This is a genomic window from Streptomyces sp. NPDC085596 (assembly GCF_044541565.1).
GTDB lineage: Bacteria > Actinomycetota > Actinomycetes > Streptomycetales > Streptomycetaceae > Streptomyces.
Window position 1 is genome coordinate 912,250 of record NZ_JBITTC010000001.1, and the last position, 16,632, is coordinate 928,881.

Here is a 16,632-nt window from a genome sequence, read left to right on the forward strand (position 1 = left end):
CCGACGCCGCGCCGGACTTCTGCACCGGCGGGCACGCACCCCTGTCCTCGCCGATGGAGTTGATCTCGGCGTTCGAACGGGAGTCGCCCGCGTAGTCGATCTGGTCCGTGCACTTCGTGCCGGACTTGGCGGGCGTGCCGGACGACTTGCCCTCCGCAGTGTCGGACTGCGGGGTGCTCGTGGCCGTCGCCGATGAGCTGCTCGCGGAAGAGGGCGTGCTTTCGCCGCCGTCGTTGTTGCATGCCGTCAGCGCCAGGCCGAGGGCCACTGCGGTCATGGTCAGTACCGAGATCTTCCGAGTGCGCATGCTGGTGCCTGTCCTCTGCGTGGGGCTGCCGCTCGTGGAGAGCGGGCGAGTGAGCTGGGCGACTGTTCGCCCGTGTGGCTTTCTGTTTTCCCAGACGGCCGGTGCCGGCGCCCGAGTTGCCTCTTGATCGTCTTCCGGACACGTTCGTGACATGACAGTGGTCGCGCCGTGAAGTCCGCCCCAGCCGCCCCTTGAGGCCGGGAAGCTGTCCCTCGACGCACCGGGCGTAGGTGGCCCGGGGCCACTCGTGCGCGGTCGGCCGTTGACCTCTTCCGAACGCGGGCCTGATCATGGCGCGCATGAGTAGAGACTGCGAAGTCATCGTCATCGCTCGCGGAGCCCGCGACGTGATGGAGCCTCTTACTCAGCCCGACGAGCATCGTGAATGGCACCAGTGCTTTGAACTGATCCCTGGCATGGACGCATGGTCCATCGACTTCTGGCGACTCAACTGGGCAGGACTCCTGCCTCACCTGGAGCAGATGGCCTGGCCCAGCCCTGAGTCGGTTCAGGTCCTGCTTCGGGACCAGGACGACGAATGCTTCGGGCTCTGGATGCTGCACGAAGGCAGGCTGAGGGAGGTTCCACTCCCCTGCACTGCCAGGGAGGCCGATGACGTGGCTCCGCTGGGTTCAAGGCTCACCCGTACCGACCGGGAAGGATGCCCCGCTGCCTGACGACCAACCCAGCCTCGTCACTGGCCCATTCACACCGGAATCCACCCCGGCCACTGCGGCGGAACATTGCTCGCCGGGCACGAGCCGGAGTCGCCGGGGTAGCCCTCCAAGGTCCCTCGGGATGCGAAGAACCACCACGCCGACCCCACCGTCACGACGACCACCACCATCGTCGGCAGCCAGACGCGGACCACCTCCGGCGTGCCACGTGCCAGGCAGCGGCCGATCGCTCGAGAGGAGAGCCCGGCGAGCGCTTCCGCTCCCAGGACCACCGGGAGCAGGAAGTTGAGCTCGAAGCGCCCCCCTGCGTCGTACCCCGCGTCGCAGTACGCGCGGGCCCAGACGGTCAACGACCACGCGGCGCAGCCCACGAGAGCGCCGAACAGCGCGGAGGCCGCCCAAGGGAGGCAGGAGTCGGGTCTGTTCACGACAGGACACGACAGCGAACCCGCTACGGACGGTTCCGCCCCGAAACTGCGTGGCCCGTGCAACGGCCGTGTCGGTACACGAGTTTCACTGAGCCGGGGCATGTCACAAAACGCGACTGTCCCCCGTCTCCTTCCCGGAAGCGATGTCGACCGGCAAGGGAAGTGGGACAGATGGACCTCACTCTGTGGATCAGCGCCTGGGCGTTGGCCGTAGTGGCTCTCGTGGGCGGAGTCAGCAAGACCTTCGTGCCGAAGGAGAAGCTGGCCTCCGTGCATGGCGGAGGGTGGACCGAGGGAGTCGACACCCGGAGCGTCAAGGCACTCGGCGTGCTCGAACTGCTCGCCGCCGTCGGGCTCGTGCTCCCCGCCCTTCTGGACCGCGCGCCCGTCCTGGTCCCGGTGACCGCCGCCTGCTGGGTGCTGTTGATGATCGGGGCGATGCTCACCCACGGCCGGCGCCGCGAGTTCGGGTTCGTGGCGCTGAACCTGGCCTACCTCGCACTCGCCGCCTTCATCGCCTGGGGCCGCTTCGGCCCGGAGTCCTTCACCGGCTGATCACTCGCCCACTGCTCAAGGACTCCGAGGAACCCGCCTTCACCGTGCCCAAGAGCGCCGACAGACATACCACCGCGAATCACCCTCCCCGAGATTCACCCCCAGTAAAAGGGTGATCCCGCTCCTTTCCCCCGTGACCCCCTCCCCCGCGTGCCGTTGTACGGGAAGTGCGGCGGTGATCCCTGCCGCCTCCCCTCCCCCGAGCGACATAAGGAGAACGTGATGTCTCGCATTGCGAAGGCAGCCGTCGTGGCCCTCGGCACCGGTGCCGTGCTGGTCGGTGGCGCCGGTCTGGCGCTGGCCGACGCGAACGCCGGGGGTGCGGCCGTCGGCTCGCCCGGCGTGGGCTCCGGCAACGTGGTCCAGGTCCCGGTCAACATCCCGGTCAACCTGTGCGGCAACACCATCGACGTGGTCGGCCTGCTGAACCCGGCCTTCGGCAACACCTGCGCCAACGTCGGCGAGCCCACCGAGCCCGAGCCGGTGCAGGAAACGCCGGAGGGCGGCTACGGCGACAGTGGCTACGGCAACTGAGCCCCACCCCCGCGAAGAGCCCCGGCACCCTGAGCGCCGGGGCTCTTCGCATGCCCGGACCACATGCCCGAGCGCCTTACGCCTCACGCGTACCGGTAGATCCCGCTCACGTCCTCCAGCGAGTCCGGGGTGACGTTCCACGGCGGCATCTTGTCGAACCGCGCGACGACCCGGCCGCGCTGCTTGTCCCCGGGTCGGGGCTGTGCGGCCGGGAGGTACCGGTGGCTGGTGTGCGCACGCTGCCAGCGGTACCACTGGTAGTCGAGGAAGGCGTGGTGCAGCCAGAACACCGGGTCGTTGACGGAGGCGCCGCCGAGCATCGCGCCGCCGACCCAGCGGTGCACCCGGTTGTGGTTGTGCCAGGAGGCGCTGCCGCCGCCGGTACCCCACCCCTCCAGCTTGTTGCGGAAGCCCCGCGTGACGGTCGAGTCCCACGGGGAGACGTCGTACGCCGGGTCGTCCAGGGCCCACTGCAGCTCGCTCTTGGTGGGCAGCTGCAGCGGGTTGGCGGCGCGGCTCAGGTCGCGGGTGAGGTACTTGCCGTCGGTGATGCCCTCCTTGATGGCCCAGTGCCCGGCCGCGTAGGCGAACGGCCCGGTGGTCACCTGCCGGTCGCTCTTGCGGCCGTTGCCGCCGAGGAGGTCCTTCGTCCAGGGCACGGACGTCGTGGTGCGGTCGCGGGTCCAGTCCCAGTACGGCACGGTCACCGAGGAGTCCACCCGGCGCAGCGCCCGCTCCAGCTCCAGCAGGAAGCGCCGGTGCCAGGGCAGGAAGGAGGGGGCCATGTGGGCGGCACGCAGGCCCTTCTCGCCGTCCGCCGTGTAGTAGTCGATGTGCAGGCGGACGAATTCGTCGTACTCGCCGCGCCGTTTCACCTCCAGCAGGGCGTTGACGAAACGCTGCCGCTCGCTCGCGGTGAGCGCTCCGGCGTTCTTACGCACGTACGCCATGCAGGCCCCCCATCCCGTGTCCCGCGTGCTCGCCGCCGACCGGACCGGGGGCCATCTCGCGCAGCCGCTGGCCGGGACCGATCTCGTCCACGGCGGCACGGGCCGCCTCCAGCGGGGTGGCGTACGAGGTGTAGTGGTCGACCATGCTCATCCAGGTGCCGTCGGCGCGGCGCATCAGGTGCAGCGGGCGTCCGTCGACGGTGATCTGCCAGTCGCCCTCGGCCGCCCTGCGCGCGACGGCCGGGACCAGGAAGCCCTGGATGCGGTGGCCGCGGTAGGTCTCGTCGAAGGAGTTCCCGTCCGGCTCCTTGGCCGGGGGCAGCGGACGGGAGGCGGCGACCACCGGGGCCAGCGCCAGGGCGGCCACACAGGCCAGCAGGCCGCGGGCCACCTCCCGCCGTGAAGGTCTGCCCGAGCCCTCTCTGACCTGCCGTTCCGCCCCCACGGCCACACCACCGGCATCGACGACCATCGCTCACTCCCTCGTCCGCAGTTGGGTTGTCCACAGCGGTAACCGCGCGAGGACGCTCGGGGTCACCGCGCAGCGGCCATCCGGGTAGGCGGGGAGGGTCAGCGCAGGCTGCGCGCCGGCAGCATGACGTGGGCGGCGGTCATCAGGGTCTCCTCGGCGCCGGCGAAGTCGGCCAGCGCGGCCGGGTCGACGTACACACCGGGGCGGCCCTCGGGCCAGGCGCGGGTGGTGAAGACGAGGTAGGCGTGTCCGCGCCGGGCGACGGCGTCCAGCCACTCGGGCGGGGCGTCGGCCTGGGCGACGAGCTGGGGCATCCTGACGACGGCCTGGCCGGCCTCGACGAGCAGGGAGACGGGCAGGCTGGGCCGGGTGGCGCCGTCGATGACGGTGCCGATGGTCAGGCCGTTCATCTCCAGCAGCTGGGTGACGGCGGCCGAGGTGGCGCGCGGTCCGCCCTCGGCGTCCCCGAGGGAGTACGCCAGCAGGTAGGGCATGTCCATGCCGTCGGGAGCTTCGCCGCTCCAGGCCAGGACGACGAGGGTGCCGAGGTCTGCGGCGCGGAAGGCTTCGCTTGTGGTTGAGGTCACCGCGCGACCCTATCCACGGGCCGGGGCCCGACCGGGGGGCCGCTCACTCGTCCGGGGGACTACCGGGAGGTGCTCCACACGATCGGGGGAAAGCCTCGAACACGGCGGGAGGGCCGGTCCGCGCGGTGCGGTCCGGCCCTCCCCCACGGTGACTCAGCTCTGCAGCGGCAGGCCGCCGAGCAGCGGGTTGTGCGTGTTCAGGGCGGTGGTCGCGCCCTTGACGGTGCTGAGGACGGAGTCCTTGTTCTCGGTGTTCAGCGCGTCCGACTGGTGCTGGAGCGGCATCACGTCACGCACCGTCAGACCGCCCTTGGCGACCTGGTCGACGGCGCCGTTGAGGCTGCTGGGCGTCAGGTCGCCGGAGTAGGCGAACGCGGGCGCGGCGACGCCGGTGAGGGCGACGGAACCGGCCAGGACGGCGGCGGCCTTCAGGGACTTCATCATGTTCCTCTCCTCGGCAACTCGCGTCGCCCCAGGGATCTCCGACACCGTGCCTAACGAGTCGCGGCCGGGCCGGAAACCGTGTGTACACAAGACATATGAAATTCCCCTGGTGCAGAGGGCGATCACATACGCAAGCGGCCCGGCCGTCCGCTCACGCGGTATGCGCGTGCGGACGGCCGGGCCGAAGGGGTGCGTGCGACCTCAGTCGTTGACGCAGGTGTTGCCGAAGGCCGGGTTCAGCAGGCCGATGACGTCGATGGTGTTGCCGCAGACGTTGACCGGCACGTGCACCGGGATCTGGACGACGTTGCCCGAGAGGACGCCCGGCGAGTTCGCGGCGACGGCCTGCGCGCCGGAGTCGGCGGCGGCGATACCGGCACCGCCGGCGACGGCCGCCACGGCGGCGGAGGTCAGGACCAGACCCTTCGCGATACGCGACATGGAGAGGTGCTCCTTGAAAATCGAGACGAACGTCCGGGCGAGCTGCCCGACTCTGTGTCAACGCGTGCCGACCCGAGGGGTTGTGCCGCCAAAGGGGTGATCTCCGCGAGAACCGCGGTCCCCGGTGCCGCGCGTTCGCGTCGTTGCGCCGCCCGGGCGCCCGCGCTCACTAGAGTCGCGGCCCTCTCCTCCGTACCAGGTCCGGACGCCGCGCGTGGCGGGCACCGGCTCACGCTTCCGGGAGGCACCGTGCCGCGCCGTCGTACGCCGGGCGCACGGGAGTGGCCGGGCGGGGGTCCACCGGACGACGTACCGGAGCGCACGACCGGTGCGGCGGGGCGCGTACGGGTCTGGCGCCAGGCCGGCTACGTCATCGCGTCCGCCCGCGCGCCCGAGGGTGTCCGATCTCGGCCGCGCCACGCGTCCGCGGCGGTGACCCGCCGGGCCACCTGCTCGTTCCTCACCGGGACGCGGCGAGGGCCGGTGTGCTCTTCACCGCGAAGGACGCCCGGCAGCGAGGCGCGGTCCCGACCAGATCCGAGCGCCCCTGTGAGCGAGGTACCCCGCCCATGCACCAGCCAGTTTCCGACGCCCGAGAACGGGTCCTGCATGTCGCGCAGCCCGTCGACGGCGGTGTCGCGCGGGTCGTGCTCGACCTGGCGCGGGCCCAGCTCGCGGCGGACGTGCGCGTCGTGATCGCCTGCCCAGGAGGCCGACTGGCCACGGAGGCACAGGAGATAGGCGCCGAGGTGCGGCTCTGGCGGGCCACCCGGTCACCGGGGCCCGCACTGCCCGGCGAGGTACGGCGGCTCGCCCGCCTCGCCGGGGAGGTACGGCCCGCACTGGTGCACGCGCACAGCGCCAAGGCCGGGCTGGCCGCCCGGCTCGCCCTGCGCGGCCGGGTCCCGACCGTCTTCCAGCCGCACGCCTGGTCCTTCGAGGCCGTCGGCGGGGCCACCGCCGCGCTCGCCCTGCGCTGGGAGCGGTTCGGCGCCCGCTGGGCCGAGCGGGTGGTGTGTGTCAGCGAGGCGGAGCGTACGACCGGCCTGCGCGCCGGGGTGCGCGCCTCGTACGCCGTGGTCCCCAACGGCATCGACCCCGAACGCTTCTCCCCCGCACCCGCGGCGGCGGCCCGCGCCGGGCTGCCGGCCGGGCTCGGGGCCGGGCCGCTGGTGGTGTGCGTCGGACGGCTGTGCCGGCAGAAGGGCCAGGACGTGCTGCTGGCCGCGTGGGAGCGGGTGCTGCGCGCGGTGCCGGAGGCCCGGCTCGTGCTGGTCGGCGACGGACCCGACCGGGAGGCGCTGAGCCGGCCGGACCAACCCGGCGTGCTGTTCGCGGGTGATGTCGCCGATGTCCTGCCCTGGTACCGGGCCGCCGACCTGGTGGTGCTGCCCTCGCGCTGGGAGGGCATGGCGCTGGCTCCGCTGGAGGCGCTGGCCTGCGCGCGGCCCGTCGTGCTCAGCGATGTCGACGGGGCCCGCGAGAGCCTGCCGCCCGCGCTCGCCGGGCGCTGCCTGGTGCCGCCCGGGGACCCGGCCGCGCTGGCCGCGGCCGTGACCGGACTGCTGTCCGACGCGCCGCTGCGCGCGGACCTCGGCGCCCAGGGCCGCCGGCACGTCCTGACCACGCACGACGTACGGCTGACCGCCGAGCGGATCGCGGACCTCTACCGCGACCTCCTCGGCCCCCGGCCGTCCATGTCCTTTGAGTGCAGGGAGTCGACCCAGCCGTGACCGCGGAAAGCATCGTCCCCTCCCCCAGCGCCTCCGGCATGGACTCCGGATACGCCGTAAGGCCCGTACAGGGCTTCCGGTTCGCGGCCCGGCGCCCGCACTCCCCGACCGTCTCGGCCCTTCCCCTGCTCGCCGCCGACCTCGCCGCCGCGCTGGCGGGCGCGGCCGTGCTGGATGCGGCCGTGCGCGGGCCGCTCGTCGTCGTCGCGCTGGTCGCCACCGCCCTGCTGCTGCGGCCGCGCCCGGCGCGCGCGGTGACCGGCGTGCTCGACGAACTCCCCTCCGTCTGCGGCCGGATCGCGGTCGTCTGGCTGGCGCTCGGCGCGCTGGCCGCCGCCCTGGAGCCCGCCCGCGCCCTGTCCCTGCCCGCGTTGCTGGTCGGCTGGTCCGCGCACGCGGTGGTGGCCTGTGTGGGCCGGACGATCGTGCACCGGCGGCGCCGGGTACTGCGGCTGCGGCAGCCGAGCACGGCACTGGTGATCGGCCCCGCCGCGACCGCCCAGCGGGTGGCGGCCGCGCTGCTGCGGCAGCCGGACTGCGGGGTACGTCCCGTGGGTGTGGTCACCGACCACCCGGACGGCGGCGCCGGGCTCCCCGTGCTGACCTCGGGTGAGCAGGTGGAGCGGGCGCTCATCCAGAACGGCGTGGGCACCGTGCTCACCGTCGACCCCGCCGTGCGCACCGAGAAGGGCCCGCTGCTGCGCGCGCTCGCCGAGTCGGGCTGCGCGGTGTGGGAGGTGGACGCGGACTGCCCGGCGTACGAGATGCGCGAGCAGCTCGCCGGGTTCTCGGTGCGCCGGCTCGACCTCGGCGCCCGGCGGCGCGGCAGCCTCGGCAAGCGGCTGCTGGACCTCGGGGTGTCGGGCGCCCTGCTGGTGCTGGCCGCACCGCTGCTCCTGTGCTGCGCGCTGGTGCTGCGGCTCAGCCAGGGTCCGGGCGTGGTGTTCCGGCAGGAGCGCATCGGCCAGGACGGGCGCCCCTTCACCCTGCTGAAGTTCCGCACCTACCGCCCGGTGGACGAGCGGGAGTCGGCGACCCGGTGGAGCGTGGCGGACGAGCGGCGGATGAACCCGTTCTGCCGTTTCATGCGCCGGACCTCGATGGACGAGCTGCTCCAGCTGTGGAACGTCTTCCGGGGCGACATGAGCCTGGTCGGCCCGCGCCCCGAACGCCCGTACTTCGTCACGCAGTTCAGCCAGTGCTACCCCGGCTATGCCGCCCGGCACCGGATGCGTACCGGCATCACCGGTCTGGCTCAGGTCAGCGGGCTGCGCGGGGACACCTCGATCGAGGACCGGGCCCGCTACGACAACGCCTACATCGACAACTGGTCGCTGTGGCAGGACATCTGCATCCTGCTGCGCACCGCGGCCGCCGTCGTCCGGTCCACCGGGAGCTGACGGATGAGCCTCGCGCTGCCGCTCGGCCGCCCCCGGCACTGGTCCCCGGTGCTGCCGGTGTTCGCCGTGCTCGTCCTGCTCGCGCTGCCCCTCTCCTCCAGCGAGGGGGGCGGCGCGGGCCCGGCCGACGCGGCGTCCGCGCTGGTGGTCGGCGCCTGCGTACTGCGGCTGCTGCGGGAGCGGGCCCGCCCGCTGTCCGCCAGGTCCGCGCTGGTGCTGGGGCTGCCGGTGGCCGGGGCGGCGCTCGCCGCGATGGGCGCCGCCTCACCGGGCGCGGGAGTGGCCGGACTCGGCCGCTATCTCCAGGTCTTCGTGCTGGTCCCGGCCGCCGTGCTGCTCCTGATCCGCGACCGCCGGGACTTCCGCCTGCTGGCCTGGGCGCTGGTGGGACTCGCGCTGTGGCAGGGTGCGGTCGGCGTCAAGCAGTACGCCACCGGGACCGGTGCCTCGTACCAGGGCCGGATGATCCGCGCGGTCGGCACCTTCGGGCCGTACGACGTGATGGGCATGGCCACCGTGGTGGCGTTCGGGCTGCTGTGCGCGGTGGGGCTGGCGCTGGGGAAGGCACCGGCCCGCGAACGTACGGTCGCGGCGGTGTGCGCGCTGGCGCTGCTGGTGCCGCTGGCGCTCTCCTTCAGCCGGGGCGCGTGGATCGCCACCGCCGTCACCCTCACCGCGCAACTGCTGCTGGCCGGGGTCCGCCGGGCGCTGAAGGTGGGCGCGGTCGTGGTCGCGGCCGGGTTGGTGCTGGTCGGCGGCTTCGGGGTGGGTACGGCGATGCTCCAGGAGCGGATCGACAGCATCACCAAGGTCGCCGACGCCCCCGACCAGTCGGTCACCGACCGGTACACCATGTGGGCGGCGGCCACCGGCATGTGGCGCGAACACCCGCTGACCGGAGTCGGGTTGAAGGGCTTCCCGGAGTACCGGGACGGCCACGCCTCGCTCGCGCTGTCCTCGGGCAGCGACACCGAGGGCGCGGGCGTCGGCTTCCGCCGGCAGCCGCTGCTGTCCCCGCACAACATGTATCTGCTGGTCCTCGCCGAACAGGGCCTGCTCGGGCTGCTGTGCCTGGCGGGCGGCTGGCTGGCGCTGCTGGTGCTCGGGCTGCGCGGGCTGCGGGCCGCCCACCGCACGGGCCGGGGCCTGGACTGCGCGCTGATCGGCTGCGGGCTGCTGCTCTGGCAGCTCGTCGACTTCGTGTACGCCGACATCGGCGGCCCCTCCACCGTGCTGACGGCGGTGTGCCTGGGGCTGGTGGCGTGGTGGGCGCTGGTGGGCGCGGCCCCGGACTCCCTGGACGGGGGTGCGCGATGACGCTGACGCCCGCTCCGGGACCGGAGACGACCAGTTGGAAGCCTCCGCCGCCCGAGCCCGAACACGCCCCGGTGACCCGGCGGTTCCTCGCCAGGGCCGCCCTGCTCACCGCGTCCCTGTCCGCCGCGGGTGCCCTGCTCGGGCTGGTCCGGGACCAGTCGCTGGCCCGGCTGTTCGGGGCCGGGCGGGACACGGACGCGTTCCTGGTGGCCTGGACGGTGCCCGAGTTCGCGGCCACGCTGCTGATCGAGGACGGGCTGGCGTTCGCGCTGATCCCGGCGTTCAGCATGGCGCTGGCCCGCCGTGCCCAGGGCGCTCCGGGAGATCCCGTACGGGCCCTGGTCGCGGGCACGCTGCCCCGGCTGACGCTGGCCTTCACCGTGGTGGGGGCGGTGCTCGCGGCCGGCGCGCCCCAGCTCGTCCAGGTCCTCGCGCCCGGCCTGCCCGACCCGGCGCTCGCGGTGGACTGCACCCGGCTCACCGCGACCTGTGTGCTCACCTTCGGGCTCGCCGGGTACTTCAGCGCGGCCCTGCGCGCCCACCGGCGCTTCCTGGCCCCGGCGGCGATCTATGTCGCGTACAACACGGGCATCGTCGCGGCGATGTTCGCGCTCGGCGGGGCCTGGGGGGTGCGGTCGGCGGCGTTCGGGGTCGCGGCGGGCGGGGTGCTGATGGTCCTCACCCAACTGCCTTTCCTGGTAGGCCGGTTACGCGGTCGCCAGAACGAGGACCCGCCCCCGGCCCTCCCCACCGCCAAGCCGCACTCGGTGGACCTGTCACTGATGGCGACCGTCCTGCTGTTCGCGCTGTGCCGGCAGTCGCAGGTGCTGATCGAGCGGTTCCTCGCCTCCAGCCTGCCGTCCGGGTCCATCTCGCATCTGAACTACGCGCAGAAGATCGCGCAGATCCCCATGACGATGTCGATGATGCTGTGCACGATCACCTTCCCGGTGGTCGCGCGGGCGCTCGCCGAGGGCGACACCGAGCGGGCCCGCGTCCGGGTGGAGCGGGACCTCGCGGTCGCCTCCGGCCTGGTGCTGCTGGGCACGGCGGCGGTCGTGGCCTGCGCCCCGCAGATCGTCCAACTCCTGTTTCAGCGCGGGGCGTTCACCGCCGAGGACACGGCGGCGACGGCGGACGTGATGCGCGTGTACGCCGTCGGTCTGCTCGGCCAGACCCTCACCGGCGTCCTGGTCCGCTCCTACTTCTCGGCGGGCCGCCCCACCTGGTACCCGCTCGGCGCCATGACCACCGGCGTGCTCGCCACCTGTGCCATCGGCGCGGCCACCGTCGGCACCTGGGGCGTGACCGGGATCGCCGCCGCCAACGCCACCGGCATCACCCTCACCGCCGCCCTGCTGCTCTCCGGGATGCGCGGCCCCCGGCACGGCAGGCGGCGCGGGGTGCCGATCCGCACCCGGCACGTGCTGCGCGAGCTGAGCCGCCCGGCCGGCGCCGCGCTCGGGGCCGCCCTGGCCGGGGCGTGGGCCGCGAGCCTGCCCGCGGGACCGCTCGCGGGGCTCGCCGCCGGGGGTCTCACCGTGACCGCCGTCTTCGTCCTGCTCGGCTGGGCCCTGGGCGCCCAGGGCTTCGCACCCGCCCTCCGTTCCGTACGCACCCACACCCGAAGGCTCGCCCATGCCGTCTTCCGTTGAGTCCGTATCCGTCCTCCGCGCAGGCTCCTCGGGGCCGGGCAGAGGAGGCCCCGTCCCGTGGATCGCCATGTACCACTCGGTCGGAGACTGCTCCGACGACCCCTACCGCGTCACCGTCACCCCGGCCCGGCTGGAGCGCCAGCTGCGCTGGCTGCGCGGGCGGGGGCTGCGGGGCGTGTCGGTCGGTGAGCTGCTGGCCGCCCGCGCGCGGGGCGCCGGGCGCGGGCTGGTCGGCCTCACCTTCGACGACGGGTACGCCGACTTCGTCACCGACGCCCTCGCGCTGCTGGCCCGCTGGGAGTGCACGGCCACCCTGTTCGCGCTGCCCGGCAGGCTCGGCGGGGAGAACACCTGGGACCCGCTCGGCCCGCGCAAACCCCTGCTGACCGCCGACGCCGTACGGGAGGCCCACCACGCCGGGGTGGAGATCGGCTCCCACGGCCTGACCCACGTCGACCTCACCCACGCCGACGACACCACCCTGCGCGCCGAGATCACCGAGAGCCGCGCCCTGCTGACCGAGCTGACCGGCGCCCCGGTCGAGGGCTTCTGCTACCCGTACGGCACGGTCGACCGGCGTGTCATCGACGCCGTACGGGACGCCGGTTACCGCTACGCCTGCGCCATCGACCCCGGCGAGCTGAGCGGCCCGCACGTCCTGCCCCGCGTGCATGTCGGGCAGAACGACAACGCCCTGCGCCTGTTCCTGAAGTACCGGCTGCACCGGCTGCGCCGCCGACCCGTGGCGGGGCTGTGATGAGGGCGCTGCACATCATCACCGGCCTCGGTATCGGCGGCGCCGAGCAGCAACTCCGGCTTCTGCTGCGCCACTTGCCCGTCGAGTGCGACGTGGTGACGCTGACCAACCCCGGCCCGGTGGCCGCCGGGCTGCGGGCCGACGGGGTGCGGGTGGCCGACCTCGCCATGGGCGGCAACCGGGACCTGGCCGCGCTGCCCCGGCTGGCCCGGCTGATCCGGCGCGGCCGCTACGACCTGGTCCACACCCACCTCTACCGGGCCTGTCTGTACGGCCGGTTGGCGGCCAGGCTCGCCGGAGTACGCGCGGTCGTGGCCACCGAACACTCCCTGGGCGAGTCCCAGATGGAGGGCCGCCCCCTCAACTCCGGTGTACGCGCGCTGTATCTGGCCGGGGAACGCCTGGGCCGCTCGACCGTCGCCGTCTCCCCCACGGTCGCCGCCCGTCTGACCCGCTGGGGCGTGCCGGAGCCGCGTATCGCGGTCGTCCCCAACGGCATCGACCTGGACCCCTTCCGCTTCGATGCGGAGCGCCGCCTACGCGTCCGCGCCCAACTGGGCATTCCCGCAGACGCGTTCGTGATCGGCGGTATCGGACGCCTCGCCCCCGGCAAACGCTTCGACATCCTGGTGCACGCCCTCGTCCGACTCCCTTACGACGCACGCCTGTTGCTGGTGGGAGGCGGGCCCGAAGAAGGCGCACTGCGCCGTGCCGCCGCCACAGCGGGAGTAGCCGACCGGGTGGTCTTCACCGGCGAGGTCCCCGGCCTCCCCGACGGCTCGCCCGGCCCGGACCTGCCCGCGCTGACCTCCGCGATGGACGTGCTCGCCGCCCCCTCCCTGGAGGAGGCGTTCGGCCTGGCCGTCGTCGAGGCGCTCGCGGCCGGCCTCCCGGTGCGCTACGCCTCCTGCCCGGCCGTGGAGGACCTGCCGCCCGAAGCCGCCCCGGACGCGGTGCGCGTACGCGGCGGCGCCGAGGAGTACGCCGCCGCGCTCGCCGAGGTCCGCGCCACCGGGCCCGGCCCGCGCACCGTCCCGGAGGCGGCCCGCCACTACTGCATCACCCGCAGCGCCGCCCGGCTGATGGACGTCTACGCGTCGGCGCTCGCCCGCACCGTCCCCTCGCCCCGACACCCTCACGGAGGCAGCCCCTCATGACCGAGAACCCCACCCGGCGCCACCGCACCGGCCGTCTGCCGGGCTCCCGTTCCCTGCCGCCCTGGTCGCTGGTGGCCGCCGGGATCGTCGCGGGCGGGCTGATCGGCGGTGGGTACGGCCTGCTGAAGCCGCCCGCGTACACCGCGACCAGCTATGTCATCGCCGTACCCGCCGAACGCTCCGACACCTCCGCCGCGCTCGGCTTCGCCCAGGCGTACGGCCGGGTCGCCACCCAGCCCGCGGTGCTCGCCGAGGCGCAGGCGCAGGCCGGGGTGCCGGTGACGACCCTGAGCGAGAGCGTGCGCACGGCCACGTCGCCGGACGCCCCGATGGTCGCCGTCTCCGCCACCTCCGAGCAGCCCGCGCAGGCCGCCGCCATGGCCAACGCGGTCGCCGCGGCGCTCACCAAGCAGGCCGACGCGAGCAAGAAGGCCACCCACGTCGAGCTGCTCCAGTTCTCGCGCGCGGTCCGGCCGGCCGGACCGTCCTCGGCGTCCGCCGGGGTGACCACGCTGGTCGGCGCGGGCGCGGGCGGACTGCTCGGCGGGCTCGCGCTGCTGGTCCGGCCCGGCCGGCGGGAGGAACCCGGCACCGCCCGCCCGGCACCGCTGCCCGGCCCGGCCTTCGCCGCCGACGTCCACAGCCGGCTGTGACGGCGACGTACGCGGCGCGCCCCGCCTCCTTCGCGCGTCCCGCGCTCACCACCCAACTCCTCACCGACGAGCCGGCGTTCGCCGCGCTCGCCCCGGCCTGGGGCCGCCTGCACCGGCGCTGCGCCGCCGCGACCCCGTTCCAGAGCCACGCCTGGCTGCACTCCTGGTGGCTGTCGTACGGCCGGCCCGGACGGCTCCGCGTGCTGCTGGTCCGCTCCGGCCGCGACCTGCTCGCCGCCGCCCCGCTGAACCTCACCCGGTACCCGCTGCCCGCCTTGGTCCCGCTGGGCGGCACGGTCTCCGACTACGGCGACGTCCTGCTCGACGACGCCGACGACGGCCGCGCCCTCACCGCCCTGACCGACGCCCTGTGGACGGCGGCCCGCACCGCCCTGATCGATCTGCGCGAAGTACGCCCCGGCGGCGCGGCGGAGCGCGTCTACGACCGCTGGCCCGGCCCGCGCCGACGGGTGCCGGACTCGCTGTGCCTGGAGCTGCCGCCCGTCCCCATGGACGACCTGCTCGCCCGGCTGCCGTCCGGCAAGGCCCAGCGGGTGCGGGCCAAGCTGCGCAAGCTGACCGCGCTCGGGGTGGCCCGGCGCACGGCCGGTCCCGGTGAGGCGGAGGCCGCGGTGGCCCGGCTGCTGGAGCTGCACCGGCTCCAGTGGCAGGGCCGGAAGGTGACGCCCGAGCATCTGCGACCCCGCTTCCAGGAGCATCTGGTGCGCGCGGTGGAGCCGATGGTGCGCTCCGGGGACGCGGTCGTCACCGAGTTCCGCATCGGCGAGGAGGTCGTCGCCGTCGACCTCACACTGCTCTCCCCGAGCCTCGCCGGCGGCTACCTCTACGGCGCCCATCCCTCCCTGCGCGAACGCAAGGCGGACGTGGCCGTCATACTGCTCGACGCGTGCGCCGCCCACACCGCGGCGGGCACCCACGGCACGCTGAGCCTGATGCGCGGCGACGAACCCTACAAGCACCACTGGCGCCCCGACCCGGCCCCCAGCGGCCGCCTGCTGCTGGCCCGCCGCCGCACCGCCCCGCTGCTGTCGGCCGCCCTGTACGACGCGGCGGCACGGCGGCACGGCAAGGCGGCGCTGACCCGCTTCGGCGAGCGCCGGCCGGGCTAGCGGGCGCCGGGCAGCCGGTCGAAGCGGAGGCAGACCCGGCCCCCGAGCCAGAACTCCACCCAGTCCCCCAGCGCCAGGTCCGAACAGTCGGCGGGCGACTTGGTCCCGGTCGAGGCACCGGGGTTCGGCTCGGGGGTCGGGATCTCTGTCGGGGTCGGGGTGACCGGGTCCGTAGGGGTCGGCGTCGGGGTCGGCGCAGGCGTGACCGTGGCGGTCGGCGTCGGCGTCGGCGTCGGCTGGTCCGTCCGCCCGTACAGCGTCGACCGGTACATCTGGGACGCCCTCGGGTTCGTCGGGCACTGCCACACGCCGTGCGGGCAGTAGTCGGTGAGGGTGTTGTACAGCGGCCGGTGCTCGTCCATCCATGCCAGCATCCGCCGCATGTACTCGGGGTTGTCGCCGTTGCGGAACAGCCCCCACTCCGGGTACGAGACCGGCTTGCCGTGCGCCTTGGCGAAGTCGACGTGGGCCTGGAGGCCGTAGGGCTCGGTGATCTGCTCGTCGAAGGGCATCCCGGCGGGCTGGTCGTAGGAGTCCATGCCGATGATGTCGACGGTGTCGTCACCGGGGTAGCACTCGGTCCACGGCACGGCGTCCCGGCCCCTGCTGGGCGCGAAGTCGAAGCGGAACCGCTGCCCCGGCACCGAGCGCATGGTGGTGACGATGCGGTTCCAGTACGCCTTCCACGCCTCGGGGTCGGGCCCGCAGCGGTGGGTGTAGGTGATGCCGTTCATCTCCCAGCCGAGCACGAGCACCGTGTCCGGCACGCCGAGCTCGACCAGCTTCTCGGCCAGGGCACGGAAGTGCTGGTCGAACTGCCCGGCGGCGGCCTGCCGCAGCAGCAGCCGTACCTGGGCGTCGGACAGATGCTCCTCGTTGCGCTCCTGCATGGGCACGTTGAGGACGAGCGTGCGGTCGGGCTTCTCGCGCCGCCAGTGCGCCCACACGTCCAGGAAGCCGGGGGCGCCCTCGATGTCGCGCCAGCGGCCGCCCGGCAGATAGGTGTGCGCGACCTTCAGCTCGGCCCCGCCCAGCCAGTGGCTCAGCCCGGCGATCCGGGCCACCCCGAGCGGGCCGGAGCCGAGGAACGCCCCGAAATCGGGGCCCGACCTGCTGGCCGGAGGCGCCGGGGTCGCGGTCGGGGCGGGTGTCGGTTCGGGGGCCGCCCGGTGCGGTCCGGCCGCGAAGCCGGGGCCGGCCAGGACGACCGACACGGTGATCGCCGCGGCGAGGACGGACAGCCGTCCGCGCCGGGTCCTGCGCCACTGTGGAGCCATGTCGGCCCCTCCCTCCGCCGGCCCTGCCCTCGCGTCCGGTGAGACGCCTTCACTGACACCCAGTCACATGCGCCGGGTGCTCGCCAGCGCGGTTACGGCCGGCGGGTGGCCGGCGCCCCCGTGTGGGTGAACGGCGAAGGCCCCGCCGGAGTTCTCCG

18 protein-coding genes are annotated in these 16,632 nt (G+C 73.9%); 10 read left to right on the top strand and 8 right to left on the bottom strand.

The genetic code is table 11. From position 1 onward, the window contains the following. The coding region (locus ACIGA3_RS04170) for a hypothetical protein (protein WP_399710309.1) at positions 1 to 307 on the bottom strand (307 nt) is incomplete at its 3' end. Between the two features lie 706 nt (positions 308 to 1,013). Further along, complete coding sequence (locus tag ACIGA3_RS04175) at positions 1,014 to 1,412, bottom strand: hypothetical protein (RefSeq protein ID WP_399710311.1); 399 nt, start codon at positions 1,410 to 1,412, stop codon at positions 1,014 to 1,016. Positions 1,413 to 1,583: 171 nt separating this feature from the next. Between ACIGA3_RS04175 and ACIGA3_RS04180 the strand changes: the two genes are divergently transcribed. Both ACIGA3_RS04180 and ACIGA3_RS04185 read left to right on the top strand, forming a co-directional pair. Continuing rightward, positions 1,584 to 1,967 (top strand): DoxX family protein, encoded by a 384-nt coding sequence (locus ACIGA3_RS04180; RefSeq protein ID WP_399710313.1) that lies wholly within the window; start codon positions 1,584 to 1,586, stop codon positions 1,965 to 1,967. Positions 1,968 to 2,189: 222 nt separating this feature from the next. Next, on the top strand, positions 2,190 to 2,501 hold the full coding sequence (locus ACIGA3_RS04185) for a chaplin (protein WP_399710315.1): 312 nt from the start codon (positions 2,190 to 2,192) through the stop codon (positions 2,499 to 2,501). A gap of 83 nt (positions 2,502 to 2,584) precedes the next feature. Here ACIGA3_RS04185 and ACIGA3_RS04190 read toward each other — a convergent pair whose 3' ends face one another. The 5 genes from ACIGA3_RS04190 to chpG all read right to left on the bottom strand — a co-directional run bounded on the left by ACIGA3_RS04190 (position 2,585) and on the right by chpG (position 5,395). After that, positions 2,585 to 3,451: a tyrosinase family protein gene (locus tag ACIGA3_RS04190; RefSeq protein WP_399710317.1), complete on the bottom strand. Its 867-nt coding sequence runs from the start codon at positions 3,449 to 3,451 to the stop codon at positions 2,585 to 2,587. After that, on the bottom strand, positions 3,435 to 3,923 hold the full coding sequence (locus tag ACIGA3_RS04195) for a tyrosinase family oxidase copper chaperone (RefSeq protein WP_399710319.1): 489 nt from the start codon (positions 3,921 to 3,923) through the stop codon (positions 3,435 to 3,437). The genes ACIGA3_RS04190 and ACIGA3_RS04195 overlap by 17 nt, the downstream gene beginning before the upstream one ends. Positions 3,924 to 4,021: 98 nt before the next feature. Then, positions 4,022 to 4,510 (bottom strand): DUF5949 family protein, encoded by a 489-nt coding sequence (locus ACIGA3_RS04200; protein WP_399710321.1) that lies wholly within the window; start codon positions 4,508 to 4,510, stop codon positions 4,022 to 4,024. Between the two features lie 153 nt (positions 4,511 to 4,663). Then, positions 4,664 to 4,951, bottom strand: a complete 288-nt coding sequence (locus ACIGA3_RS04205) for a hypothetical protein (RefSeq protein WP_388994491.1) — start codon at positions 4,949 to 4,951, stop codon at positions 4,664 to 4,666. 204 nt (positions 4,952 to 5,155) lie between these two features. Continuing rightward, entirely contained in the window at positions 5,156 to 5,395 is a 240-nt protein-coding gene (gene chpG, locus ACIGA3_RS04210) for a chaplin ChpG (RefSeq protein ID WP_030813959.1), read from the bottom strand. Positions 5,396 to 5,964: 569 nt separating this feature from the next. Between chpG and ACIGA3_RS04215 the strand changes: the two genes are divergently transcribed. From ACIGA3_RS04215 to ACIGA3_RS04250, 8 genes are all read left to right on the top strand, one after another. Continuing rightward, positions 5,965 to 7,128: a glycosyltransferase gene (locus ACIGA3_RS04215; protein WP_399710323.1), complete on the top strand. Its 1,164-nt coding sequence runs from the start codon at positions 5,965 to 5,967 to the stop codon at positions 7,126 to 7,128. Then, positions 7,125 to 8,528 carry an exopolysaccharide biosynthesis polyprenyl glycosylphosphotransferase gene (locus ACIGA3_RS04220; protein ID WP_399710325.1) on the top strand — a complete coding sequence of 468 codons (1,404 nt, stop codon included), beginning with the start codon at positions 7,125 to 7,127 and terminating at the stop codon, positions 8,526 to 8,528. Before ACIGA3_RS04215 ends, ACIGA3_RS04220 begins: the two co-directional genes overlap by 4 nt. Before the next feature lie 3 nt (positions 8,529 to 8,531). Next, positions 8,532 to 9,845 carry an O-antigen ligase family protein gene (locus ACIGA3_RS04225; RefSeq protein WP_399710328.1) on the top strand — a complete coding sequence of 438 codons (1,314 nt, stop codon included), beginning with the start codon at positions 8,532 to 8,534 and terminating at the stop codon, positions 9,843 to 9,845. Then, the gene (murJ, locus tag ACIGA3_RS04230) at positions 9,842 to 11,500 is read left to right on the top strand and encodes a murein biosynthesis integral membrane protein MurJ (protein ID WP_399710330.1); all 1,659 of its coding nucleotides are present in this window, start codon (positions 9,842 to 9,844) and stop codon (positions 11,498 to 11,500) included. Before ACIGA3_RS04225 ends, murJ begins: the two co-directional genes overlap by 4 nt. A 67-nt stretch (positions 11,501 to 11,567) precedes the next feature. After that, complete coding sequence (locus ACIGA3_RS04235; RefSeq protein ID WP_399710332.1) at positions 11,568 to 12,257, top strand: polysaccharide deacetylase family protein; 690 nt, start codon at positions 11,568 to 11,570, stop codon at positions 12,255 to 12,257. After that, complete coding sequence (locus tag ACIGA3_RS04240; protein ID WP_399710334.1) at positions 12,257 to 13,414, top strand: glycosyltransferase; 1,158 nt, start codon at positions 12,257 to 12,259, stop codon at positions 13,412 to 13,414. Before ACIGA3_RS04235 ends, ACIGA3_RS04240 begins: the two co-directional genes overlap by 1 nt. After that, positions 13,411 to 14,067 (top strand): lipopolysaccharide biosynthesis protein, encoded by a 657-nt coding sequence (locus ACIGA3_RS04245; RefSeq protein ID WP_399710336.1) that lies wholly within the window; start codon positions 13,411 to 13,413, stop codon positions 14,065 to 14,067. The genes ACIGA3_RS04240 and ACIGA3_RS04245 overlap by 4 nt, the downstream gene beginning before the upstream one ends. Beyond that, entirely contained in the window at positions 14,064 to 15,197 is a 1,134-nt protein-coding gene (locus ACIGA3_RS04250; protein WP_399710338.1) for a GNAT family N-acetyltransferase, read from the top strand. The genes ACIGA3_RS04245 and ACIGA3_RS04250 overlap by 4 nt, the downstream gene beginning before the upstream one ends. On the opposite strand, the gene ACIGA3_RS04255 is transcribed toward ACIGA3_RS04250, so the two are convergent. Beyond that, positions 15,194 to 16,474 (bottom strand): glycoside hydrolase family 26 protein, encoded by a 1,281-nt coding sequence (locus tag ACIGA3_RS04255; RefSeq protein WP_399710339.1) that lies wholly within the window; start codon positions 16,472 to 16,474, stop codon positions 15,194 to 15,196. The genes ACIGA3_RS04250 and ACIGA3_RS04255 overlap by 4 nt on opposite strands. Positions 16,475 to 16,632: the final 158 nt, after the last annotated feature.